19 protein-coding genes and 1 pseudogene are annotated in these 23,561 nt (G+C 67.4%); 16 read left to right on the top strand and 4 right to left on the bottom strand.

Features of this window, described 5'->3' with window-relative positions; all coding sequences use genetic code 11:
• A partial coding sequence (locus ABD243_RS10865) for an aminopeptidase P family N-terminal domain-containing protein (RefSeq protein WP_344365283.1) occupies positions 1–592 on the bottom strand: 592 nt, incomplete at its 3' end.
• Positions 593–642: 50 nt separating this feature from the next.
• Positions 643–2,187: a purine-cytosine permease family protein gene (locus ABD243_RS10860; protein ID WP_344365281.1), complete on the bottom strand. Its 1,545-nt coding sequence runs from the start codon at positions 2,185–2,187 to the stop codon at positions 643–645.
• A gap of 153 nt (positions 2,188–2,340) precedes the next feature.
• Here ABD243_RS10860 and ABD243_RS10855 point away from each other — a divergent pair, with 153 nt between their 5' ends.
• Positions 2,341–3,846 (top strand): PucR family transcriptional regulator, encoded by a 1,506-nt coding sequence (locus tag ABD243_RS10855; RefSeq protein ID WP_344365279.1) that lies wholly within the window; start codon positions 2,341–2,343, stop codon positions 3,844–3,846.
• Here the strand turns inward: ABD243_RS10855 and ABD243_RS10850 are convergent.
• The gene (locus ABD243_RS10850; protein WP_116766462.1) at positions 3,843–4,514 is read right to left on the bottom strand and encodes a GntR family transcriptional regulator; all 672 of its coding nucleotides are present in this window, start codon (positions 4,512–4,514) and stop codon (positions 3,843–3,845) included. The two genes, ABD243_RS10855 and ABD243_RS10850, sit on opposite strands and share 4 nt — an antisense overlap.
• Positions 4,515–4,656: 142 nt before the next feature.
• On the opposite strand from ABD243_RS10850, the gene glyA reads away from it, so the two are divergent.
• From glyA to purU, 7 genes are read left to right on the top strand one after another with little or no spacing between them, the layout of a single operon-like run.
• Positions 4,657–5,997 carry a serine hydroxymethyltransferase gene (glyA, locus tag ABD243_RS10845; RefSeq protein ID WP_344365273.1) on the top strand — a complete coding sequence of 447 codons (1,341 nt, stop codon included), beginning with the start codon at positions 4,657–4,659 and terminating at the stop codon, positions 5,995–5,997.
• Entirely contained in the window at positions 5,994–7,214 is a 1,221-nt protein-coding gene (locus tag ABD243_RS10840) for a sarcosine oxidase subunit beta family protein (RefSeq protein WP_344365271.1), read from the top strand. Before glyA ends, ABD243_RS10840 begins: the two co-directional genes overlap by 4 nt.
• A gap of 14 nt (positions 7,215–7,228) precedes the next feature.
• Complete coding sequence (locus tag ABD243_RS10835; protein ID WP_344365269.1) at positions 7,229–7,585, top strand: sarcosine oxidase subunit delta; 357 nt, start codon at positions 7,229–7,231, stop codon at positions 7,583–7,585.
• A complete protein-coding gene (locus ABD243_RS10830) occupies positions 7,582–10,524 on the top strand; it encodes a sarcosine oxidase subunit alpha family protein (protein WP_344365266.1) in 2,943 nt (980 codons plus the stop codon). Before ABD243_RS10835 ends, ABD243_RS10830 begins: the two co-directional genes overlap by 4 nt.
• Positions 10,517–11,152, top strand: a complete 636-nt coding sequence (locus ABD243_RS10825) for a sarcosine oxidase subunit gamma (RefSeq protein ID WP_344365263.1) — start codon at positions 10,517–10,519, stop codon at positions 11,150–11,152. Before ABD243_RS10830 ends, ABD243_RS10825 begins: the two co-directional genes overlap by 8 nt.
• On the top strand, positions 11,152–12,567 hold the full coding sequence (locus ABD243_RS10820) for an L-serine ammonia-lyase (RefSeq protein WP_344365261.1): 1,416 nt from the start codon (positions 11,152–11,154) through the stop codon (positions 12,565–12,567). The genes ABD243_RS10825 and ABD243_RS10820 overlap by 1 nt, the downstream gene beginning before the upstream one ends.
• A 3-nt stretch (positions 12,568–12,570) precedes the next feature.
• On the top strand, positions 12,571–13,443 hold the full coding sequence (gene purU / locus ABD243_RS10815; RefSeq protein WP_344365259.1) for a formyltetrahydrofolate deformylase: 873 nt from the start codon (positions 12,571–12,573) through the stop codon (positions 13,441–13,443).
• A gap of 97 nt (positions 13,444–13,540) precedes the next feature.
• On the opposite strand, the gene ABD243_RS10810 is transcribed toward purU, so the two are convergent.
• Entirely contained in the window at positions 13,541–14,455 is a 915-nt protein-coding gene (locus ABD243_RS10810; RefSeq protein WP_344365256.1) for a DUF4862 family protein, read from the bottom strand.
• Positions 14,456–14,664: 209 nt separating this feature from the next.
• Between ABD243_RS10810 and ABD243_RS10805 the strand changes: the two genes are divergently transcribed.
• The 8 genes and pseudogenes from ABD243_RS10805 to ABD243_RS10770 all read left to right on the top strand — a co-directional run.
• Positions 14,665–16,308 carry an ABC transporter substrate-binding protein gene (locus tag ABD243_RS10805; RefSeq protein ID WP_344365252.1) on the top strand — a complete coding sequence of 548 codons (1,644 nt, stop codon included), beginning with the start codon at positions 14,665–14,667 and terminating at the stop codon, positions 16,306–16,308.
• Between the two features lie 111 nt (positions 16,309–16,419).
• Positions 16,420–17,376, top strand: a complete 957-nt coding sequence (locus tag ABD243_RS10800) for an ABC transporter permease (protein WP_344365249.1) — start codon at positions 16,420–16,422, stop codon at positions 17,374–17,376.
• Between the two features lie 3 nt (positions 17,377–17,379).
• Positions 17,380–19,506, top strand: a complete 2,127-nt coding sequence (locus ABD243_RS10795; protein ID WP_344365246.1) for a dipeptide/oligopeptide/nickel ABC transporter permease/ATP-binding protein — start codon at positions 17,380–17,382, stop codon at positions 19,504–19,506.
• The gene (locus ABD243_RS10790; RefSeq protein ID WP_116766450.1) at positions 19,503–20,309 is read left to right on the top strand and encodes an ATP-binding cassette domain-containing protein; all 807 of its coding nucleotides are present in this window, start codon (positions 19,503–19,505) and stop codon (positions 20,307–20,309) included. The genes ABD243_RS10795 and ABD243_RS10790 overlap by 4 nt, the downstream gene beginning before the upstream one ends.
• A gap of 46 nt (positions 20,310–20,355) precedes the next feature.
• Positions 20,356–21,285 (top strand): dihydrodipicolinate synthase family protein, encoded by a 930-nt coding sequence (locus tag ABD243_RS10785; RefSeq protein WP_344365244.1) that lies wholly within the window; start codon positions 20,356–20,358, stop codon positions 21,283–21,285.
• A gap of 44 nt (positions 21,286–21,329) precedes the next feature.
• On the top strand, positions 21,330–22,268 hold the full coding sequence (locus ABD243_RS10780) for an ROK family protein (RefSeq protein ID WP_344365241.1): 939 nt from the start codon (positions 21,330–21,332) through the stop codon (positions 22,266–22,268).
• 52 nt (positions 22,269–22,320) lie between these two features.
• Positions 22,321–23,007: an N-acetylmannosamine-6-phosphate 2-epimerase gene (locus ABD243_RS10775; RefSeq protein WP_116766447.1), complete on the top strand. Its 687-nt coding sequence runs from the start codon at positions 22,321–22,323 to the stop codon at positions 23,005–23,007.
• A gap of 11 nt (positions 23,008–23,018) precedes the next feature.
• Positions 23,019–23,561 (top strand): annotated as a pseudogene (locus ABD243_RS10770) (N-acetylglucosamine-6-phosphate deacetylase); the annotation flags it as partial.

Genomic DNA, 23,561 nt, shown 5'->3' with positions numbered 1-23,561 from the left:
TGCGGATGGCCTCGCCGCCCAGGTCCCCGATCCGGGCACCGTGCTTGATGACCTCGATCTCCTCGGCCGACTTGATCATCCGCTGGCGCATGGCGGCCTGCGCCACGTCCACCAGGGTGGCCCCGGCGAAGGCCGCCTGGATCTTGTTGCGGTTGTCCAGCGGGAGCGAATCGTCTTCGACGCCGAGCCGGCGGGGGTTGATGCCGCGGGTGCGCAGGGCCTCCTGGATGGCGAAGATGTAGTTGTCCCGGCGCCAGTCCGTGTAGACCACGTTGTCACCGTAGCTGCGGCGCCACGGCATGCCGGCATCGATGTTGGCCGTGACGGTCACGGTGTCGTCCTTGGTGACCACCATGGCGTAGGAACGGCCGAAGTACGTGAAGAGGAAATCGGAGTAGTACTTGATGGAGTGGTAGCTGGTCAGGACGACGGCGTCCAGGTCCTTCTCTGCCATGATCCGGCGCAATCCGCCGAGCCGGCGCTCAAATTCAGCATTGGAGAAGGTCAGCTTTTCCTTCTGCCCGTTGTGCAGAACTTTCAGACGCTCCAGCTCGGAAATGTTTGATGCAGGGGCGGTGGTGGAGATTGTCACTGGTTATTCCTTTACGTGTGGATGGACTTTAGGGTTGGCGTTTCCGGTTTTCAGGCGACCCGGGCCGGCTCCTGGACCGGGTGCTTGTCTTCGCAAGCGTCGCCGTGCTCGGCCAGCACTGCTTCTTCCTTCAGGTCGAGTCGGATGCCCAGGGGCACACCGGCCCGGATGCGCTTGCGGAAGCGCGGGTAGCCGAGGGCGAAATAGAGGACGGATGAGGTGACGGTTCCGGCGAGCCAGGAGAAGTCGACGCCGCCCATGGCCGTCGCGATGGGACCCTGCAGGGCCGGGACTCCGCCGTACATGAACATCCAGGTCATCAGGATGCCGGCGAAGAACGCGATGAATGCCGACGGGTTCACTGCCTTCAGGGCGGTCGTCTTCGAATCCGTGAACAGGTAGGAGAAGTCCTTGTGGTGGCGCTCGAAGATGAAGTAGTGGACCGCCATGATGCCACCCCAAGTGGCCACCCAGGCCACAATGGCGCCGAGCCAGGAGTCAAGGATCATTGCGAAGTCTTCCGCGAACATGAAGCCGATGACCGCGAACATGGACAGCACCCCCACAATGATCGACAGCTTGCGCCGGGAAATCTTGACGTCCAGCGCCTGGAAGGCGACGCCGAAGGTGTACAGGTTGATGATGTTGGTGGCAATTGGTCCATGGATGACCAAGAGGATGACCGGGATGGCCAGGCTGCCGAAGTTGGAGACAATCAGCTCACCGGGATCGGCCTGTCCGTTCTTGGTGGCGAGGCTGGCGCCGAGGATGCCGAGCCAGACGACGGGCAGGAACTGGCCAAGCACGCTGACGATGAACAACTTGGCAGGCTTGACCTTGCGACTGACGAAACGGGAGTAGTCCGGGGCGTAGGTAAACCACCCGATCCCCCAGCCGATGCCAATGACGGTCATGATCGAGGACATTGCCGCGATACGCGGCAGGCCCTCCAACACGGCTCCGGCCGGCCCGGCGTAGCTCCAGTTGATGTCGAGCTGCGTCCAAGCCACGATCGACATGCCGACCAGGACCAGGATGGTGGGCGGCATGGTGATCCGCTCGAACTTGGAGATGGCACGGTATCCGCGGTAGCAGATGGCCACCTGGACGGTCATGATGACTGCGGCGACGATGATGCGCACCATGATGTTGCGTTCGTGGGGGTCGACCCAGCCGATCATGCCGAAGAGTGCAAGGATCAGGTCCAGGATGACCCAGGTGTTGACTGCTGACCAGCCGATGGCGATGGTGGCCTGGATTGCGGCTGGCAGGTAGGCCCCGCGGCGGCCAAACGCGCCGCGGGCGAGCAGCATGCCGGTGGCCCCGGTCCGCTGGCCGAGGATAACAAAGAACCCGAAGCCGGCCATGCCGATGAGATTGCCGACGATCAGCACCAGAAGAGTGTCGCCCAGGCCAAGGCCGAGCTGGATGCCAAGGGCTCCGAGGATCCAGTTAATTGGAGCGACGTTGGCCCCGGCCCAGATCCAGAACTGTCCGGAAAGTTTGGTGGTCCGTGCGGATTCCGGGATGGGCTGCAAGACGTCTTCAACCTCGACGGTCGCCGCCTCGTGCGAGCCTTGTTGAGCTTGGTTCATGCTGTGTCTCAATTCACTACGTTGAAATGCAGAACGGGAGTTCATCCAGCTTATGGGTGACCTACGCCACAAAATAGAGACATTATGCTTACACTTAACGCGTAACAGACGACTAAATGTCACCCCAAGACATCGCGTAGTAAAAGGGCCCAAATGATTACGCTTGCAGAAGTACTCGCTTCCGCGCCCATGCTTGCCGCCGACCCGCTGCTCCGCAGCAACGTGCCCGGGACGCTGGAGAGGGCTGTCCGGTGGGTGCATTCCAGCGAGGTGCTCGAGATTGCCCCGCTCCTGCGCGGAGGGGAACTGCTGCTCTCCGGCGGGGAGACGCTGCTGGCGCTGGGTCCTAAGGAGCAGGAGGACTACATCCGCAGCCTTTCAGCACGGCACGTCGCGGCCCTGGCGTTGCAGACCGCCGGTCAGCCCGCCGCTTTGCCGGAGCAGCTGATATCCGCGGCGGACCGGAGCGGCCTGCCTCTGATCGAACTGCGCTCGGTGGCACCCTTTGTGGACATCGCCGAGGCCGTCAACCGGCTGGTGGTCAATGAGCAGGCGGCCGCCCACCTGGTGGTCGACGACGTCTCCCGGCAGATCGCGCGCCAGATCACCGACCGGGGCCCCCACCTTCCGACCATTCTCGAACTGCTGGCCACCGCACTGGAAGCGGAGGTTTCCCTCGTGGCCCCCGACGGAGTCCTCCTTGGCCACGCAGGCAATGCCGTCGACGACGCGGGCTCCCGGGCCATGGCCGGGATCGTGGTGGGCGGACAGCTTGCGGCACAGTTAACGCTCCGCTCCCGGTCGGATGATCCGCTGCTCCTGGAGCTCGCGGCCGACCGCCTGTCCGGCATTCTGGCGCTGGCCCTCGCACAGGCATTCCGTCCCACCCCGGCCCAAGTGGCCGACGCGCGGCTGCTGGAATCCGTGATCGAGGGCGGCGACGCCGCGACCATCCGGCACCTGTGGCTGCAGGCAGGGCTCCAGCCCGGTCAGGCAGCGGTCATGGCTGTCTTCCGCACAGAGAGCAGGGACGCCAATTTCTCCGCCGTGGAACGTGCGCTGCACATGCGTGGAGTGCACGTGAAGTCCCACTTGTGGGACGGCGAACGCGCGGTGCTGCTCGCCCTGCCGCGGACAGGCGCAAGAGCGGCGCGTGAAGCGCTGATCCGGGCCGCGCGGGACGCCGCGGCCGGCTCGGACACCTGCGGCGCCTTCGGACCAAACGTGAGCGAGGACTTCCGCGCGCACGACTCCTACGTCGAGGCGCAGGAAGCCATGCGGCTTGGGATGCCTGCGGCGGGCGAGGTTGCTGATGCCATGGACCTCCTGGGCCGCCGCATCCTGGCCGCGGTCCCGGACCCGGCATTCATGGACTCTTATGTGGAGTCGGCGCTGGGGGAAGTGCTGGAGTGGGACCGAAAGCATGGCACTGCCTTAATGGCCACCCTGCTGTGCTGGCTCGATTCCGGGTGCAATACGACGGCGTCGGCCGCTTCCTTGAACATTGAACGCCAGACGATGCACAAGCGGCTGAGCAAAATCCAGGCGCTCTTGGGCGGCGACGACCTGCGCACTTCCGGCAGGTTGCTTGGCATCCACATAGCTGCGGCGGCGGCCGCAGCGGGGCCGGCACCACGCCAGCCGGGACGGACTCCCTAGAGCACCTTGCGGATGGTCTCTTCGAAACTCGTGACGTGGTGCAGGGCGAGCTCGGCCGCCTTGTCCGCCTCCCCGGCAGCCACCGCCTTGAGCAGCTCCACGTGCTCGGTGATGTGGCCGCTGACTGAGGGCACCTTGTCCAGAACCAGGCACCAGATGCGGGTCGCCAGGTTGTCGTAGCGGATCAGCGTGTCTTCGAGATGGGGATTGCCGGCGGCGCGGTAAATCAGCCGGTGCACGGTGAGGTCGTAGCGCATGAGGTCCCGGGACTCCCCCGGACTCGGGTCCAGCTCCGCGATGACATCGGCGACATGCAGCAGTTCCCGGCGCATGGCAACACTGGCCCGGGCGGCCGCACGGCGTGCCGCCAGCGGTTCCAGCAATTCCCGGATCTCCGAGACGTCGGCCAGCTCTGTGAAATCCACACTGGTGGCAAATGTTCCCCGGCGCGGATAGGAAACCACCAGGTGGTCCACCTCCAGCCGCTTGATCGCCTCGCGCACCGGCGTGCGGCCGAACCCGAGCTCGATCGCGAGCTGGCCGTCATTGATGGGCTCACCCGGCCGGATCTCGAGCATGATCAGCTTGTCGCGCAGCTGCCGGTAGGCGGCCTCCGCCTGGGATATGGCCTCGTCCTCTGCGGGCGGCAGGGCAGGAAGTGCATTCACGGCGCGGCTCCGTTCCTGGATTCTAAGCGGAAGCCCGGTTCCACTTGGCTTCAGCTATTGACTCTGTTGTGATCCCGATCATACCATTGACCCCACACTGATATATCAGTCATAGCAACAATGGTATTTCAAAGGAGCATCCGTGATTGAGCAATTGAACGAGCGACTTTCCGCAGTCGATCCCGAGGTCGAACAGGCGGTGGCAAGGGAGCTGGAACGCCAGCAGTCCACCCTGGAGATGATTGCATCCGAGAACTTCGCCCCCGCCTCGGTCATGGAGGCACAGGGCTCGGTCCTGACCAACAAGTACGCCGAGGGCTACCCGGGCAAGCGCTACTACGGCGGCTGCGAACACGTCGATGTGATCGAACAGCTCGCCATCGACCGGGTGAAGGCCCTGTTCGGCGCAGAGGCGGCGAACGTGCAGCCCCATTCCGGCGCGCAGGCCAATGCGGCCGCCATGTTCGCCCTTCTGGAACCGGGCGACACCATCATGGGACTCGCCCTGGCCCACGGCGGCCACCTCACCCACGGCATGCGCATCAACTTCTCCGGCAAGCTCTACAACGTGGTCCCGTATCACGTGAGCGAGCACAACCACCTGGTCGACATGGCCGAGGTCGAGGCCCTGGCACTCGAGCACCGGCCCAAGATGATCGTTGCCGGGTGGTCCGCCTACTCACGGCAACTGGATTTCGCGGAGTTCCGGCGCATCGCCGACCTCGTGGGCGCCTACCTGATGGTCGACATGGCACACTTCGCCGGCCTCGTGGCCGCGGGGCTGCACCCGAACCCCGTCCCCTACGCCGACGTCGTCACCACCACCACGCACAAGACCCTCGGCGGCCCGCGCGGCGGGGTCATCCTGAGCAAGGAGGAGTATGCGCGCAAGATCAACAGCGCCGTGTTCCCCGGCCAGCAGGGCGGCCCGCTGGAACACGTGATCGCGGCCAAGGCCGTGGCCTTCAAGATCGCGGCGTCCGCCGCGTTCAAGGAACGCCAGAACCGCACGCTCGAAGGGGCCAGGATTCTCGCCTCCCGGCTCCTGAAGGACGACGTCGCGGCCGCCGGGATCTCGGTGGTCAACGGCGGCACCGATGTGCACCTGGTCCTGGTGGACCTGCGGCACTCGGAACTGGACGGACAGCAGGCCGAGGACCGGCTGCACCGGATCGGCATCACCGTCAACCGCAACGCCGTCCCGTTCGACCCCCGCCCGCCGATGGTCTCCTCCGGGCTGCGGATCGGCACACCCGCCCTGGCCACCCGCGGCTTCGGTGCCGAGGAGTTCACCGAAGTGGCGGACATCATCGCCTCCGCCCTGACCGCACAGGCCCCGGAGAACGAACTCAGCGACGAAACCGTCGCCGAACTGCGCGGGCGCGTCAGCGCCCTGGCCGCAAAATTCCCCCTCTACCCGCACCTTGGCACCAGCGCAGCGGCAACCGGGCTTGAAGCAGAACTGATTGGAGCAGCACAATGACCACCGAACACCTTCCGGAGCACCCGGACTTCCTCTGGCGCAATCCGGAACCCAAGTCCTCCTACGACGCCGTGATTGTGGGCGGCGGCGGCCACGGGCTGGCCACGGCGTACTACCTGGCCAAGAACCACGGGATGACCAACATCGCCATCCTGGAAAAAGGCTGGCTCGCCGGCGGCAACATGGCCCGGAACACCACCATCATCCGCTCCAACTACCTCTGGGACGAGAGCGCGGCGATCTACGAGCACGCCCTAAAGCTGTGGGAGATCCTGCCGGAAGAACTCGAGTACGACTTCCTGTTTAGCCAGCGCGGGGTCATGAACCTGGCCCACACCCTGGGCGACGTCCGCGAAAGCATCCGCCGGGTCGGGGCCAACAAGCTCAACGGCGTCGACGCCGAGTGGCTGGACCCGCAGCAGGTCAAGGAACTCTGCCCCATCCTGAACATCAACGACAACATCCGCTACCCGGTCATGGGTGCCACTTACCAGCCGCGCGCCGGGATCGCGAAGCACGACCACGTCGCGTGGGCGTTCGCCCGCAAATGCGACGAGCTCGGCGTCGACATCATCCAGAACTGCGAGGTCACGGGCTTCCTCAAGGACGGCAACAAGGTGGTGGGCGTCAAGACCAACCGCGGCACCATCCACACCGAAAAGGTCGGTCTCTGCGCCGCAGGGCACAGCTCAGTGCTGGCGGAAATGGCCGGATTCCGGCTCCCTATCCAATCCCATCCGCTCCAGGCGCTCGTCTCCGAACTCCATGAGCCCGTCCACCCGACGGTGGTCATGTCGAACCACGTGCACGTCTACGTCTCCCAGGCACACAAGGGCGAGCTCGTCATGGGGGCCGGCGTGGACTCCTACAACGGCTACGGCCAGCGCGGCTCATTCCACGTGATCGAACACCAGATGGCCGCCGCCGTCGAACTCTTTCCGATCTTCGCCCGGGCCCACGTGCTCCGGACCTGGGGCGGGATCGTCGACACCACCATGGACGCCTCCCCGATCGTGGGCACCACCCCGGTGGAAAACATGTTCGTCAACTGCGGCTGGGGAACCGGCGGGTTCAAGGGCACACCGGCCGCCGGGCTGACCTTCGCGCACACCATCGCCACCGGAACACCGCACCAACTCAACAAGCCCTTTGCCCTCGAGCGCTTCGAAACCGGCGCCCTGATCGATGAACACGGCGCCGCCGCCGTGGCCCACTAGAAAGAGGTACGGACATGCTCCTGATTTCCTGCCCCAACTGCGGCCCCCGGGATGAGACCGAATTCCACTACGGCGGCCAGGCCCACGTGCCCTACCCCGAAAACCCGGCAGAGCTCACCGACCGCGAATGGGCCGAGTACCTGTTCTACCGCGACAACACGAAGGGCGCTTTCGCCGAGCGCTGGCAGCACAGCACCGGCTGCCGTCAGTGGTTCAACACGCTCCGTGACACCGTCACCTACGACATCCAGGCCGTGTACCCGATGGGCCAGCCACGTCCCGACAGGGAAAACGCAGCCAAGGAAAACGCAACCGCCGGAACCACAGCCCCCACCGTCATCCCCGCTTCCCCGGAAGGAACACTCAAATGACCGCTCAGCCGCAGCCCGCGCGTCTTGGCACCGGCGGACGCATCGACCGCAGCGTCACCTGGCGCTTCACCCTGGACGGCCGCGCGTACACCGGCCACCCCGGCGACACCCTCGCCTCCGCCCTGCTGGCCAACGGCCGGCACCGGGCTGGTGACTCCCTGTACGAGGGACGGCCCCGCGGCATCATGTCCGCCGGCGTCGAGGAATCCAACGCCCTGGTCAAGATCGCCGCCCGGTTCCCGGGCCACGTCGCCGAATCCATGCTCCCCGCCACCACGGTGTCCCTCGTGGACGGACTCAGCGCCGAACTGCTTAGCGGCCTCGGCAAGCTCGACCCGGCCGAGGACCACGCCGAATACGACAAGAAGTACGTCCACACCGACGTACTCGTGGTCGGCGGAGGCCCGGCGGGCCTCGCCGCGGCACGCGAAGCCGTCCGCTCCGGCGCCCGGGTCATCCTGATCGACGACCAGCCCGAACTCGGCGGAGCGTTGCTGTCCGGTTCCACCGATCCGGCCCTCACGGACACCATCGAAGGCCAGCCCGCGCTGGAATGGGTGGCCAATGTTGAAGCCGAACTGATCTCCGCGGCCGAGTGCACCGTGCTGAACCGCACCACGGCGTTCGGCTCCTACGACTCCAACTACGTCATCGCGGCCCAGAACCGGACGGACCACCTCCTGACCCCGGCCGCGCCCGGCGTGTCCCGCCAGCGGATTTGGCACATCCGCGCCAAGCAGGTCGTCCTGGCTCCCGGCGCCCACGAACGGCCCCTGGTCTTTGAGAACAACGACCGCCCCGGCATCATGCTCGCCTCCGCGGTCCGCAGCTACCTCAACCGCTACGCCGTCGCCGCCGGGTCCCGGGTGGTCATCAGCACCACCAACGACAGCGCCTACGCCCTGGCCGCGGACCTCCGCGCCGCCGGCATCACGGTCGAGGCCGTCGTCGACGCCCGTCCGCAGCTGAGCGAAACCGCCGCGGCAGCCGCCGCGGCCGGAACACGGGTGCTGATCGGCAGCGCCGTCGCCAACACCACCGGGCAGGAGCGCCTCCTCGGCGTCACCGTCCGGAGCATCAACGACGCCGGGGAGCTCACCTCGGGCGTCGAACAGCTTGCATGCGATCTGCTGGCCGTCTCCGGCGGCTGGTCACCGGTGGTGCACCTGCACTCCCAGCGCCAGGGCAAACTCCGCTGGGACGAGGACCTCGCGGCGTTCGTCCCCAACAGTGTGGTTCCCAACCAGCAGGTGGCCGGCTCCGGCCGCGGCAGCTTCGAGCTCGAGGACTGCGTGGCCGAGGGCATCTCCGCCGGGGCCGCGGCCGGCATCTCCGCCGGCTTTAGCTCCGCCGTCGAGCCCGTCGCCCCTGCGGCGCCGCGCGCGTCCGCCCCGACCCGCCAGCTCTGGCTGGTTCCCGGGCAGAAGGGCGGCCCGGAGGACTGGCACCACCACTTCGTCGACTTCCAGCGCGACCAGTCGGTAGCCGACGTCCTGCGCTCCACCGGGGCCGGCATGCGCTCGGTGGAACACGTGAAGCGCTACACCTCGATCAGCACCGCCAACGACCAAGGCAGGACCTCCGGCGTGAACGCGATCGGCGTCATCGCCGCTGCGCTGAAGCACGGCGGCGGGGAAACGGCGGGCATTGGGGAAATCGGCACCACCGCGTACCGGGCCCCGTTCACCCCCGTGGCGTTCGCAGCCTTGGCCGGCCGCCAGCGCGGCGAACTCTTCGACCCCGCCCGCCTGACCTCCATCCACCCCTGGCATGTCGCCCAGGGAGCGCTCTTCGAGGACGTCGGGCAGTGGAAGCGGCCGTGGTACTACCCGCAGGATGGCGAGGACATGGACACCGCGGTCCTGCGCGAATGCGCGGCCGTCCGGGAGTCCGTGGGTTTCATGGACGCCACCACGCTGGGCAAGATCGAGATCCGCGGCAAGGACGCGGGCGAGTTCCTGAACCGCATCTACACCAACGCGTTCAAGAAGCTCGCCCCGGGCTCGGCCCGCTACGGCGTCATGTGCACCCCGGACGGGATGATCTTCGACGACGGCGTCACCTTGCGCCTGGACGAGGACCGCTTCTTCATGACCACCACCACCGGCGGCGCCGCCAAGGTGCTGGACTGGCTGGAGGAATGGCTGCAGACCGAATGGCCGGAACTGGACGTGCACTGCACCTCGGTTACGGAGCAGTGGTCCACCATCGCCGTCGTCGGTCCGAAATCCCGCGCCGTCGTGGCGAAGCTGGCACCGGAACTGGCGGCCGACGGCGGCCTGGACGCCGAGGCCTTCCCGTTCATGACCTTCAAGGAAACCACCCTCGCCTCCGGCGTCCGGGCCCGGATCTGCCGGATCTCGTTCTCCGGTGAACTGGCCTACGAAATCAACGTCCCGTCCTGGTACGGGCTGAGCACCTGGGAAGCCGTGGCAGCGGCCGGCGCGGAGTTCAACATCACCCCGTACGGCACCGAAACCATGCACGTGCTGCGTGCCGAGAAGGGCTACCCGATCGTCGGCCAGGACACCGACGGGACCGTGACCCCGCAGGACGCCGGCATGGAATGGGTGGTCTCCAAGGTCAAGGACTTCATCGGCAAGCGCTCCTACACCCGCACGGACGCCGCCCGCACCGACCGGAAACACCTGGTCAGCGTCCTTCCCGTGGACGGCACCATCCGCCTCCCCGAAGGCACCCAGCTCGTGGAACAGGGCATCACCGTCAACCCTGCCTACGGCCCCGTCCCTATGGAGGGGTTCGTGACCTCGAGCTACCACAGCGCCGCGCTGGGCCGGTCGTTTGCCCTGGCCCTGATCAAGAACGGCCGCAACCGCATCGGCGAAACCCTGGTGGCTGCCGCCGGAGACGAACTCGTGGACGTTGTCGTCGCAGAAACCGTACTTTTTGACTCTGAAGGGACCCGCAAAGATGGCTGACACAGCAGCACTCGAAAATTCCAAGAAGATCCAGACCCTCCGGAAGAGTCCGGCAGCGCTCCTGGCCGCAGCTTTTGAAGCGGGATCGGTTACAGGTGTCGTGGAGCTGCGCGAGGTGCCGTTCCTGACCATGGCGGGGCTCCGGATCAATCCGGCCGGCGACGCCGGGCAGCGGCTGGGCGCCCTCACCGGCGGCCTGCCGGCCGCTTCCGGGGAGGTCCGCAGCAGCGGCGACACCGCGGTACTGTGGCTGGGTCCGGCAGAATTCCTGCTCGTGGCGCCCGCCGAATCCCACGAAAGCCTGGGCGGCGAGCTCCCCCGGACGCTCACCGAAGCACTGGGCGACGGCGAAGGCCAGGTGGTGGATCTCTCCGCCAACCGCACCACGCTGGAGCTCTCCGGTCCGCGGGCCCGGGCCGTGCTGGAAAAGGGCTGCGCCCTGGACCTGCACCCACGTGTCCTGAAGGCCGGGACGGCCCTATCCACGGAAATCGGCGGCATCCCCGCCATTCTGTGGAAGACCGGGGAGGAGACCTACCGGATCTTCCCGCGGGCATCCTTTGCGGAGTTCCTGGGCCGCTGGCTCCTGGACGCCATGCGCGAATTTGCGACTCCTGAGGTCCCCTGATGGCGCTCAGCGTCCTGGACCTGTTTTCTGTTGGCATCGGGCCGTCCTCCTCCCACACGGTCGGCCCGATGCGGGCAGCCAAGCGTTTTGCCGACGGACTGAAAAGCGACGGGCACCTGAGCTCGACGACGCGGGTGCAGGCCGAACTGTTCGGTTCGCTCGGTGCCACAGGCCGGGGGCACGGTTCGGACAAGGCCGTGGTCCTGGGCCTGCAGGGCCAGGACCCGGAGACCGTGGACACCGGCACTGCCGATGACCAGGTGGCGGCCGCGGCCCTGGATGCGGAGCTGCGGATCGGCGGGGACCACCGGGTGGACTTCAACTGGGACGAGGACGTGGTCCTGCACCGCCGCAAGTCGCTGCCGGCCCACCCCAACGGCATGACCTTCCGGGCGCTGGACCACTCCGGGGCGGTGCTGAAGGAACGCAGCTACTACTCAATCGGCGGCGGTTTCGTCGTTGACGGCACCGCCCAGGGCGCCGACCAGGTGGTGGCCGACGACACCGTGCTGCCCTACCCCTTCAGCACGGCCGACGAGCTGCTGGAGATCTGCCGGCGCGAGCACATGTCCATCTCCGACGTCATGCTCGCCAACGAACTCGTCTGGCGCAGTGAGGCCGAGCTCCGCGAGAAGCTCCTGGCGCTGTGGGCGGTCATGCGCCAATGCGTGGACAACGGCTGCGCTGCCGAGGGAATCCTGCCCGGCGGGCTGAACGTCAAACGGCGTGCCCCGTCCCTGTTCCGGACGCTGGCGGCTACCGCCGTTAGCGCCGAGACAGACGCCCGGACCCCATCCCTGGCCCAGGTGCCCGCCGACCCGCTGCTCGCCATGGAATGGGTGAACCTGTTCGCCCTGGCGGTCAACGAAGAGAACGCCGCGGGCGGCAGGATCGTCACGGCCCCCACCAACGGCGCCGCCGGAATCGTGCCCGCCGTGCTGCACTACTACGTCAAGTTCGTCCCCGGAGCCGACGACGACGGCGTCATCCGCTTCCTCCTGGCGGCGGCCGCCGTCGGGATCCTGTTCAAGATCAATGCCTCGATCTCCGGGGCAGAGGTCGGCTGCCAGGGTGAAGTGGGATCGGCGTGTTCCATGGCGGCGGCGGGATTGTGCGAAGTGCTGGGCGGTACCCCGGAACAGGTGGAAAACGCCGCCGAAGTCGGGATCGAACACAATCTCGGCCTGACCTGCGATCCCGTCGGCGGGCTGGTGCAGATCCCCTGCATCGAACGCAACGCCATCGCCAGTGTCAAAGCCATCAACGCCGCCCGCCTGTGCCTCCACGGCGACGGCAGCCACAAAGTCTCGCTGGACAAGGCGATCAAGACCATGCGTGAAACAGGAGCGGACATGAAGACCAAGTACAAGGAGACCTCCCGCGGAGGCCTCGCCGTGAACGTCGTGGAGTGCTGAACCGTGGATACATCAAATAGCAGCGCGCCTGAATACGTTCTGACACTCGATTGCCCGGAAACGCGAGGCATCGTCCACGCCGTGTCGGGATTCCTGCTGGAACAGGGCTGCGACATCCTGGAGAGCAAGCAATTCGATTCGCAGCCGGACGACCACTTCTTCATGCGGATCCACTTTGCCTCGGCCGGGGATCCGGCCACCCTGGAGTCGCTGAGCGACGCTTTCGTGCCGGTAGCCGAAAAATTCGGCATGCACTGGGAGCTGCGCCGGCAGGGCACCAAGCGGCGGGTCCTGATCATGGTCTCGAAATTCGAGCACTGCCTCAACGATCTGCTCTTCCGGGCCCGCATCGGCGAGCTGCCCATCGACATCGTCGGCGTCGCCTCGAACCATCCGGACCACCAGGGCATCGTGGAATGGCACGGGATCCCTTTTTCCCACATTCCCGTCACGGCGGAGACCAAGGCGGTGGCCGAGGACGAACTCTTGAAACTGGTGGACGGCCTGGACGTCGAGCTCGTGGTGCTGGCCCGTTACATGCAGGTCCTCAGCGACAACCTCACGCGCCGGCTGGATGGCCGCGCCATCAACATCCATCACTCCTTCCTTCCCAGCTTCAAGGGCGCGAAGCCCTATCACCAGGCGCACGCCCGGGGTGTGAAGACAGTCGGCGCCACCGCCCACTACGTCAACGCGGAGCTGGACGAAGGACCGATCATCGCCCAGCAAGTCGTGGAGGTGGATCACACCTACGGGCCCGATGAACTCGTGGCTGCCGGCCGCGATACCGAGTGCAAGGCCCTCTCCAATGCCGTCCGCTGGCACTGCGAGGGACGCGTCTTCCTCCAGGGCAACCGAACAGTCGTGCTGCGTTAAATTCCGCGCCGCGCCGGCCTCCGGTTCGCGGCCGCCCGGTGGCTCCTGGCCTGCCCCCTCGCCTGCGGGGGCAGGCCAGGAGCGTGCGGGGGGCAGGTCAGGAGCGGCCGGCCGCGACGTTGTCCGCAATCAGCGCGCACATCTGGCGCAGCAGCGACGCGCGCTCCTCGGCCGACACGGCGTTCTGCGGGAGCCCGACCTTGAAGCCCGTGATCGGCAGTTCGCCGGCGGAGCGCAGGCACCGGGCGATTTCCCGGGCGTTGAGCAGGGAACTCACCGGCGCTCCGTCGACCTCGACGGCGGGGAGGTGGGCATCAACCCATGGATAGCCGAATTCCGTCGCTTCGCCGGAGCAGCCGGAGAACATCAGGCCGCTGAGAACCCCCGCGTCGCGGGCATAGGCTATGTGCTCCGAGGCCGTGCGGCTCTGCCGGGTCTCGATCACGGACCGCGCCCAGTTCACGAGCATGCCAATCCCGTACCCCCGGTCTTTGAGCGAACGGACGACGTCGACCTCCGCCTGGATGGAGAGGAACCCCTTTTCGGGATCCCGCCCCTGCCGGGGAGCGTCGCAGTGTTCCACCACGAGGGACGTGCCGGACCAGTCCCAGTCCAGGATCTCCGCCAGGGACTCCGCGAAGGCCGGCGCCGCGCCCCGCCACGGCGGCGCGGAGTGCAGCGCCACCGCCTCCACTTGATGTCCTTGATCCCGCAGCCCGGTGACGTACTCCCTGACGCCCGCCGTGAAGTCGATGGCCGCCCGCCGCCCGTCCGGGTCCACCGATGCGAGGCCGAAGTGCCGGTCCAGGCCCACCCTTTGCATGGTTCCCGGAATCGCCGTGACCACGGCCGACCACCCGGCGGGAGCTCCGGCCGGCCAGGGATCGCCGCCGGTTGCCCGGTAGGGAACCTCAAGGCCGCGGATAGCCGGGATCTGCGCTATCGCTTCGAAAAACTGCCTCTGTGTGAAGTCCTCCGGCTGGGCGGGATAGGCGCCGACGATCAGTGACATGATTCTCTCCTTTGGTTGGAACGCGGACCGGGTCTGGCTCCGGAACTCACCGCAAGGCGACGTCACGGCCGGCCGGAGGCTCTCTCACGGGCCTTCCCGCAGTCGCGTCCGTCACCGCTTGACGGGCCGGTGTGATGGCCCTTACAGTTTTCCCTACAAGCATCGGACGTCCTACATCCGATAAATATACTCGAATGGTGAGGCAACTTATGAGCAAGACAACCAAGAACTTGCCGCTGGTCAATGACGCCAGCCGCCGGAGCTTCCTCAAGCTGTCGGGCGCGCTGGGCGTGGCCGCGGCTTTCACCACTTCCCTGTCTGCGTGCGGCGGGGCCGCCAGCACGACGGCGGGAGCGGCAGCCAACACCGCTCCGATCAACAAGGACCTCATTATCGAGGCAGGCATCTCCTACGCCCTGTCCACCGGCTTTGACCCGCTGTCCAGCTCCGGGGCAACCCCGCTCGCCGCCAACCTGCACGTCTACGAGGGCCTGGTGGAACTCCACCCCGCCACCCGCGAGCCGTACAACGCCCTCGCCGCCGCCGACCCCAAAATGGTCAACCCCACCACCTACCAGGCGACCCTGCGCGACGCCGCCAAGTTCCACAACGGCACCCCGGTCACCGCCGAGGACGTCGTCTTCTCCTTCACCCGCGTCATGGACCCGGCCAACAAGTCGCTGTTTTCGCAGTTCATCCCGTTCATCAAGGACGTCAAGGCCATTGACGCCAAGACTGTCGAGTTCTCGCTGAAGTACGCCTTCCCGGCCTTCCCCTCGCGCATTTCAGTCGTCAAGATCGTGCCCAAGGCACTCGCCAACTTCCCGCTGGGCTCCGACCAGCTCAAGGCGTTCGACGCCAAGCCCGTCGGCTCCGGCCCGTACAAGCTGATCTCCGCCGTCAAGGACGACAAGATCGTGTTCGAGGCGAACCCCGACTACAACGGACCGATGCCCGCCCTCGCCAAGGGCATGACCTGGCTGCTGCTCTCCGACGCCGCCGCCCGCGTCACGGCGATGCAGTCCGGCCGCGTACAGGCGATCGAGGACGTCCCGTACCTGGACATCGAGGGGCTGAAGTCCAAGGCCACGGTGGAATCCGTACAGTCCTTCGGCATGCTGTTCCTGATGTTCAACTGCGCCAAGGCCCCGTTCGACAACAAGCTGGTCCGCCAGGCCCTGCACTTCGGCCTGGACAAGGACTCCATCATCAAGAAGGCCCTCTTCGGCAACGCCAAAGCCTCCAGCTCCTACTTCCAGGAAGGGCACCCCGACTACGTCAAGGCCAAGAACGTCTACGGCTACGACCCCCAGAAGGCCGCGGACCTGCTGAAGCAGGCCGGCGTCACCAACCTGGAATTCGAGCTCCTGACCACCGATACGGCATGGGTGAAGGATGTGGCCCCGCTGATGCTCGAATCCTGGAACAAGATCCCCGGCGTCAAGGTCACGCTGAAGAACCTCCAGTCCGGCGCGTTGTACACGGACCGGGTTGGCAAGGCCGATTTCTCCGTCGTCGCCGCCCCGGGCGATCCGTCGGTCTTCGGAAACGACGCCGATCTGCTGCTGAGCTGGTTCTACGCCGGCGACACCTGGATGAAGGGCCGGGCCTACTGGGCGGCCACGCCGGAACGCGCCACGCTCGTTGACCTCATGGCGAAGGCCGGCCAGTCAGCCCCGGCAGATGCGAAGAAATTGACCGGCGATATTGTGGATCTGGTATCCGAAGAGCTCCCGCTCTACCCGGTCTTCCACCGACAGCTTCCCAGCGCCTGGGATGCCAAGAAGCTCAGCGGCTTCAAGCCGCTGCCCACCACGGGTGTCGGCTTCGTCGGCGTCGGCCGCACCGCCTGATTCCTCCCCCACCGCCGGTCCGGACGGGTCCCCCACCCGTCCGGACCGGCATGTTTTGCCACCCGTGCCGGCTGAGGCCGGGACAACCTTCCACGAATTCCGGAGACAACATTGGTCACAATATTGCGCCTGCTGGGCCGCAGGCTTGCGGCGCTGCCCCTGATGATCCTGGGCATTACCCTGCTGGTGTTCCTTGTCCTGCAGGCCGCCCCCGGTGACCAGGCGAGCAGCGCCCTCGGCGACGGAGCCAGCGAGGAAGCCAAGGAACAGTACCGCCAGAGCAACGGGCTCAATGATCCCCTGGTCCTGCAGTATTTCCGGTTCCTGGGCAAGCTGCTCCAGTTCGACCTCGGCGTCACCACGCCGCCGGCGAAATCAGTGGCGGCCATGATCGCGGCGGCCTTCCCGCTGACCCTTCAGCTGACCTTCCTCGGCGTGCTGATCGCCGTCGTGGTGTCCCTGCCGCTCGGGATCGCCGGCGCACTGTACCGGGACAAGTGGCCGGACCAGATGGTCCGGGTCTTCTCGATCGCCGCCGTCGCAACGCCGTCGTTCTGGCTCGGCATCCTGCTGATCCAGTGGTTCGCGCTCGGCACCGACCCCGCCTTTCCCTCCGGCGGCATCGCGGCGCCGGAATCGGGCTTCGGCGGGTGGCTGAACTCAATGACGCTCCCGGCCCTGGCCCTCGGCATTCCGGTCGCGGCCTCGCTGATCCGCGTGGTCCGCACCTCGATGGTCGAGGAACTGGACCGCGACTACGTCCGCACCGCCGTCGGCAACGGCGTCCCTTACTGGGAGGTCGTTTCGCGGAACGTGCTCCGCAATGCCCTGGTCACCCCGGTGACTGTGCTGGGGCTGCGGGTCGGCTATCTCCTGGGCGGCGCCGTCGTCATCGAAATGATCTTTGCCCTGCCCGGCATGGGCCAGCTGATCCTCAACGGCATCACCAACCTCGACGTCAACCTGGTGCAGGGCGTCGTCCTGACCATCTCCGTCACCTTCGTGCTGGTGAACATCGCCGTCGACCTTCTGTACCTGCTCATCAACCCTCGAATCAGGACGGTCTGACCCATGCGCAGCAAACTCGCTGAACGCCTCAGCGCCCCGGGAGTCCGCTTCAAGGCCCTCCCGTGGAGCTCCCGGCTCGCCCTCGTCTTCCTGGTGGTCATCACTCTTGCCGCCGTCTTCGCGCCTGTCATCGCCCCGCACGATCCGCTGGAATCCTTCATTCCGGCGACCCCGCCCGGCGGGGAAAACCTGTTCGGCACCGACCGGCTGGGCCGCGACATCTTCTCGCGCCTGCTCTACGGTGCCCAGTCCTCCCTGATGATCGGCCTGGGCGCGGTCTCGCTGGCCGTCCTCGCCGGCGCCCTGCTCGGCTCCCTCGCCGCGACCTCAAGCAAGGGCGTCAACGAGGGCATCATGCGCCTCATGGACATCCTCATGGCCTTCCCCGGCATCGCCCTGGCCGCCGTGCTGCTGGCCGTCTTCGGCAACACCGTGCCCACCATCATCGTGGCCATCGCCGTGATCTACACGCCCCAGCTCGCCCGGGTGGTGCGCGCCAACGTGCTCTCCCAGTACGGCGAAGACTATGTCCGGGCCGCCCGGGTGATCGGCGCCGGCCGCTCGTACATCCTGCTCAAGCACATCGTCCGCAACACCGCGGCCCCGGTCTTGGTGTTCGCCACGGTGATGGTCGCGGACGCGATCATCCTGGAGGCCTCGCTGTCCTTCCTTGGCGCCGGCGTCCAGGACCCCGCACCGTCGTGGGGCAACGTGATCTCCTACGGCCGCAACCTCGTCCTCTCCGGTGGCTGGTGGGCCACCACCTTCGCCGGCCTGACCATCCTGCTCACGGTCCTCGCCCTCAACATCCTGGCCGAAGGGCTCACCGATGCCATGGTCAACCCGAAGCTCCGCAAGGCTCCCGTCGTGAAGGATGACGACGGCTTCTCCTCCCCCGTCGCCGCCGTCGACGCCGAGATCGGCACGTCCGTGGCCCAAGGCTCCGTGGCGGAGCAGCATGAGCTCGACGGCGTCCGCGACGCCGCCGGCGACGCGGTCCCGGAGGCCGGTTATCCGCAGGGAAAGAACGTGGACCACGCCCTGCTGGGCGGCCTGCGGGACCGCGCACTGGACGGCGTACTGGACGGCGTACTGGACAGGGAACTGAAGCTGCTGACGGCCGTCGAGGCCGCCCGCACGGACCGCCTCCCCCAGGTCCCGGACACGGCCCGGACCGTCCTGGAGGTCAAGAACCTGTCCATCCGCTTCCCGGGCCGCTTCGGCGACACCGCGATCGTGGACAACGTCTCCTTCAGCGTCCGAGAGGGCGAAACCATGGGCCTGGTCGGCGAATCCGGCTGCGGCAAGTCCATCACCTCGCTGGCCATCATGGGCCTGCTGCCCAAGACGGCCAGGATCTCCGGCTCCATCACCTTCGACGGCAAGGAGCTGCTGGATCCAGCCACCGGCAACAGCAGCGACAAGGCCTACGAGGGCCTGCGCGGCCAGCAGATCGCCATGGTCTACCAGGACGCGCTGAGCTCGCTCAACCCCTCGATGAAGATCAAGGACCAGCTGCAGCAGCTCACGCGCCGCGGCGGCCGCAAGACCCCCGCCGAACTCCTGGAACTGGTCAAGCTCGATCCCGTCCGCACGCTCGCCAGCTACCCGCACGAGCTCTCCGGCGGCCAGCGCCAGCGCGTCCTGATCGCCATGGCCCTGTCCCGCTCGCCGCGGATCGTCGTCGCGGATGAGCCCACCACCGCGCTGGACGTGACCGTGCAGCAGCAGGTCGTGGAACTGCTCAACGAGCTGCGCGAGCAGCTGGGCTTCGCCATGGTGTTCGTCAGCCACGACCTCGCGCTGGTGGCCTCGCTCGCGCACCGCATCACCGTGATGTATGCCGGACAGGTGGTGGAATCCGCGCAGGCATCCGCGCTGCTGCAAAACCGCCAGCACGAATACACCCGCGGACTTCTCGGCGCCGTACTCTCCATCGAGGCCGACGCCGAGCGGCTGCACCAGATCCCCGGTACCGTGCCCTCGCCCCGGGACTTCGCCGCCGGCGACCGGTTCGCCGCCCGCTCACTGCGGCCCGACGCCGACCCGGACCAGCGGCTCGTCCTGACGCCCGTTCACGAAGACAGCGACCACTACTGGGCCAGCCACCTCAAGGAGGACGCCAAGTGAGCACATCAACCGGCAAGCCCGTGATTGAACTCAAGAACGTCAAAGTCCACCACCGGGCCCGTACCGGCGGCCTGTTCCGCCCCAACATCGTCAAGGCCGTCAACGGGGTGGACTTCACCATCAGTCGCGGCGAGACCGTGGGGATCGTGGGCGAATCCGGTTGCGGCAAGTCCACCCTGGCGTCCGTACTGGTGGGGCTGCAGGCGCCCACCTCGGGTGAGGTGCTGTTCCACGGCAAGCCCGCCATCAAGCGCAACGCCGCCCTGCGCAGGGAATTCGGCCGCGCCGTGTCGGTGGTCTTCCAGGACCCGTCGACGGCACTGAACCCCCGGATGACCATCCAGGACATCCTCACCGACCCCCTCCAGATCCACGGGATCGGCACCGCGGCCACCCGGGCCGCAAAGGTCAAGGACCTCCTGGCCCTCGTCGGACTGCCGTATTCCGCCGCCGAGGTCACGCCCTCGCAGGTCTCCGGCGGCCAGCGCCAGCGCGTGGCCATCGCCCGGGCCCTGGCCCTGGATCCGGACATCATCGTGGCGGACGAGCCGACCTCGGCGCTGGACGTCTCCGTGCGGGCACAGGTGCTGAACCTGCTCTCAGATCTGAAGACCCAACTGAACCTCGGCATGGTCTTCATCTCCCACGACATCCAGACCGTCCGCTATGTCTCGGACCGGATCTGCGTCATGTACTTCGGCGAAATCGTGGAAGAGGGCCCCGCCGGACAGGTCTTCGACAACCCGAGCAACGACTACACCAAGAAACTGCTCGGCGCCGCGCCCAGCCTGCTGCACCCCTGATTCCTTCCCCTTTTCCCCGTTTCAACAACCATCATTGGAGTTACCTGTGTCTACCCAATTCCAGGGCGTTATTCCCCCGGTCGTCACCCCCCGCCACGCCGACGGCAGCATCGACACCGATTCGCTGAAGAACCTCACGCGGCACCTGATCGACGGCGGCGTGTCCGGCCTCTTTGTCCTGGGCTCCTCCGGCGAAGTCCCCTACCTGAGCAACGCCGAGCGCGAACTCGTCGTCAGCACCATCGCGGCTGAGAATGCTGCTGCTGGCGCAGCGAGCGTGCCGCTGATCGTCGGCGCCAACGAGCAGACCACCAACCGCGTCATCGAGGAGGCCCGGAAGGTGATCGACCTCGGCGCCGACGCGATCGTCGTGACCTCGATGTACTACGCGATCGGCAACGCGGAGGAGACGGAAACCCACTTCCGTACCATCCATGACGCCGTCAGCACGCCGATCTTCGCCTACGACGTCCCGGTCCGCACCCACTTCAAGCTCCCCACGGACCTGCTGGTGCGGCTCGGCCGGGACGGCGTGATCGCCGGCGTCAAGGACTCCTCCGGTGACGACGTCGGCTTCCGCCAACTCCTGCTGGCAGCCCGCGACATCCCCAACTTCGACATCTTCACCGGCCACGAGGTCGTAGTGGATGGCGCCCTCCTCGGCGGAGCCCAGGGCGTCGTCCCGGGCCTGGGCAACGTGGACCCCCGCGGCTACCGGAACCTCATGGATGCCGCGGCCGCCGGCGACTGGGCCAAGGCCGCCGCCGAGCAGGACCGCCTCGCCGACCTCTTCGAGATCGTTTACACCCCCAACGGCCGGGTCTCCGGCGGCGCGGCCGGGCTCGGCGCCTTCAAGACCGCCCTCCAGCTCATGGGCATCATCGAGTCCAACACCATGAGCACGCCCATGCCGTCCCTGAACGAGGACGAGACGACCGCCATCAAGGTCATCCTCGAACGCAACGGCCTGGTCTAGGCACCGGCCGCCACGCCCGCACGGACACAGGACTGAGGAGGAACATGGCGCACGCTATCGGGATTGACCTGGGCGGCACCAAGACGGCGGCCGGGGTGGTCTCCGCGGACGGCGAACTGCTGTTCTCGGAGACCACTCCGACGCTCAGCCGCGCCGGCGGCGGGGCCGTCCTGGACGCCACCGCGGCTCTGGTGGCCGGGCTCAGGTTGCGGGCGGCGGCGGATGGATTCTCCATCACCGGAGTGGGGGTCGGCTCGGCAGGCGTGATCGACGCCGGTCGGGGTGTGGTGGTCTCGGCAACGGACGCCATCCACGGCTGGGCCGGGACCCCTCTCACGGAAGGCCTGGCACGGCGGCTGGGGATCCCCCCGGGCGCGGTCCGTGCGGTCAACGACGTCCATGCCCACGCGCTCGGCGAGGCCTGGCGAGGGGCGGCGGCCGGGACGGCGAGCTCGCTGCTGATCGCCTTCGGAACCGGCGTTGGCGCCAGCCTGGTGCTCGACGGCCGGCCGGTCCTCGGCCACCGGTACGTCGGCGGTCACGTCGGGCACATCGCCTCCCCTTACGCGTATGCCGACGGCGGCGCACTGCCCTGTTCCTGCGGCGGTGAAGGTCACGTGGAGGCCGCGGCCTCCGGTCCGGCCATCCATGCGGCGTTCCTGCGCCTGGGCGGATCCCCCGCCGTCCCGGACACCCGGGCGGTGTTCGCGCTGGCGCACGACGGCGACCCTGCGGCCCGCCACGCTGTCCGCACCGCCGCCGAGGCCGCCGGCCAGGCGGCCGGGGGCCTGGCCAACGTCCTGGACCCCGAAGTCCTGGTGATCTCCGGCGGACTGGCCGACGCCGGCGACCTCTGGTGGAATCCCATGAAAGCCGCCCTGCGCCGGGAACTGCTGGACCCGCTGGTCCGCGTGCCGGTACTCCGGGCCACGCTGGAAAACTCCGCAGCCATCGTCGGTGCCGCACAGCTAGTCTTCAACTGACCGTTCCCATCCGCTCACACCGGACCGCCGAGAAACACAGAAACCAGGCACCATGATCCTGACCCCCACGGGCCTCGAATCCCTCCGCTCCCAGCTCATCGTTTCCTGCCAGGCCTACCCCGGCGAGCCGATGCGGGATCCCCGCACCACTGCGCAGATGGCGGCATCGGCCGTCATCGGCGGTGCCGCGGCCGTCCGGGTCCAGGGGCTGGCCGACGTCCAGCACACCCGCGCCGCCGTCGAGGTCCCGGTCATCGGGCTTTGGAAGGACGGCCACGACGGCGTCTTCATCACCCCGACGCTGCGGCATGCCCTCGCCGTGGCCAACGCCGGCGCCCACGTAGTGGCGATCGACGGCACCCGCCGGCACCGCCCCGACGGGCTGAGCCTGGCCGCCACAGTTGCCGGGTTCCGCGCAGACTCCCACGCCCTCGTCATGGCGGACTGCGCCTCCTACGATGACGCCGCAGCCGCCGTCGACGCCGGCGCGGACCTGATCGGCACCACGCTGGCCGGTTACGACGGTCAACGCCCGAAAACCCACGGCCCCGACCTCGAACTGCTGGAGCAGATCGCCGCCGCCGGCCTTGGGAAGCCGCTCATCGCCGAAGGCCGCATCCACACCCCGGACCAGGCCCGCCAGGCGCTCGACGCCGGCGCCTACGCGGTCGTCGTCGGCACCGCCATCACCCACCCGGCCACCATCAGCGGCTGGTTCGCCACCGCACTGCACTCCTGAGGACTGTCCCGATGCCGGAATCCCGCGACCCCGCCACTGCTCCCGCCTACCTCCTCCGTGGCGCGCTCCTCAGCAACGGTGCCGCTACCGCGGACGCCGTGGTGGCAGTGTCCGGCGGCCGGATCGCCTACGCCGGACCCGGCAGCGGCTTTGACGCCGCGCAATTCCCGGGCGCGGCGGAGCTCCCGCTGCCGCCCGGCACGTCACTGCTTCCCGGGCTCGTGGACATCCACTGCCACGGGGCGGCAGGCGGCGGATTCCCCACCGGGGACAGCCAGGCCTGCCGGGAGGCCGTGGACTTCCTGCACCGCAGCGGGACCACCAGCCTGCTCGCAAGCCTCGTCACCGCCTCCGGCGAGGAGCTGCTGCGGTCGCTCGGCATCCTCAAGGTCCTGGCCGCCGAGGGACTCATCGCAGGCGTCCATTCCGAGGGCCCGTTCCTCTCCACCGCCCGCTGCGGCGCCCAGAATCCGCTCTGGCTCCGGGACCCCGATCCTGAACTCCTCGGGCACATGCTTCAGGCCGCGGGCGGAACCCTGCGGACCATGACTTAC

This window comes from Arthrobacter humicola (genome assembly GCF_039531445.1).
GTDB lineage: Bacteria > Actinomycetota > Actinomycetes > Actinomycetales > Micrococcaceae > Arthrobacter > Arthrobacter humicola.
The sequence above is the reverse complement of the archived record's forward strand: the minus strand, read 5'-3'. Positions and strand labels throughout refer to the sequence as shown.

Coding starts and splice junctions, on each gene's coding strand:
- ABD243_RS10775 (WP_116766447.1), top strand. CDS start 22,321: ATGATCCTGACCCCCACGGGCCTCGAATCCCTCCGCTCCCAGCTCATC.
- ABD243_RS10855 (WP_344365279.1), top strand. CDS start 2,341: ATGATTACGCTTGCAGAAGTACTCGCTTCCGCGCCCATGCTTGCCGCC.
- ABD243_RS10860 (WP_344365281.1), bottom strand. CDS start 2,187: ATGAACCAAGCTCAACAAGGCTCGCACGAGGCGGCGACCGTCGAGGTT.
- ABD243_RS10810 (WP_344365256.1), bottom strand. CDS start 14,455: ATGTCACTGATCGTCGGCGCCTATCCCGCCCAGCCGGAGGACTTCACA.
- ABD243_RS10805 (WP_344365252.1), top strand. CDS start 14,665: ATGAGCAAGACAACCAAGAACTTGCCGCTGGTCAATGACGCCAGCCGC.
- ABD243_RS10795 (WP_344365246.1), top strand. CDS start 17,380: ATGCGCAGCAAACTCGCTGAACGCCTCAGCGCCCCGGGAGTCCGCTTC.
- ABD243_RS10840 (WP_344365271.1), top strand. CDS start 5,994: ATGACCACCGAACACCTTCCGGAGCACCCGGACTTCCTCTGGCGCAAT.
- ABD243_RS10835 (WP_344365269.1), top strand. CDS start 7,229: ATGCTCCTGATTTCCTGCCCCAACTGCGGCCCCCGGGATGAGACCGAA.
- ABD243_RS10820 (WP_344365261.1), top strand. CDS start 11,152: ATGGCGCTCAGCGTCCTGGACCTGTTTTCTGTTGGCATCGGGCCGTCC.
- ABD243_RS10780 (WP_344365241.1), top strand. CDS start 21,330: ATGGCGCACGCTATCGGGATTGACCTGGGCGGCACCAAGACGGCGGCC.
- ABD243_RS10830 (WP_344365266.1), top strand. CDS start 7,582: ATGACCGCTCAGCCGCAGCCCGCGCGTCTTGGCACCGGCGGACGCATC.
- ABD243_RS10825 (WP_344365263.1), top strand. CDS start 10,517: ATGGCTGACACAGCAGCACTCGAAAATTCCAAGAAGATCCAGACCCTC.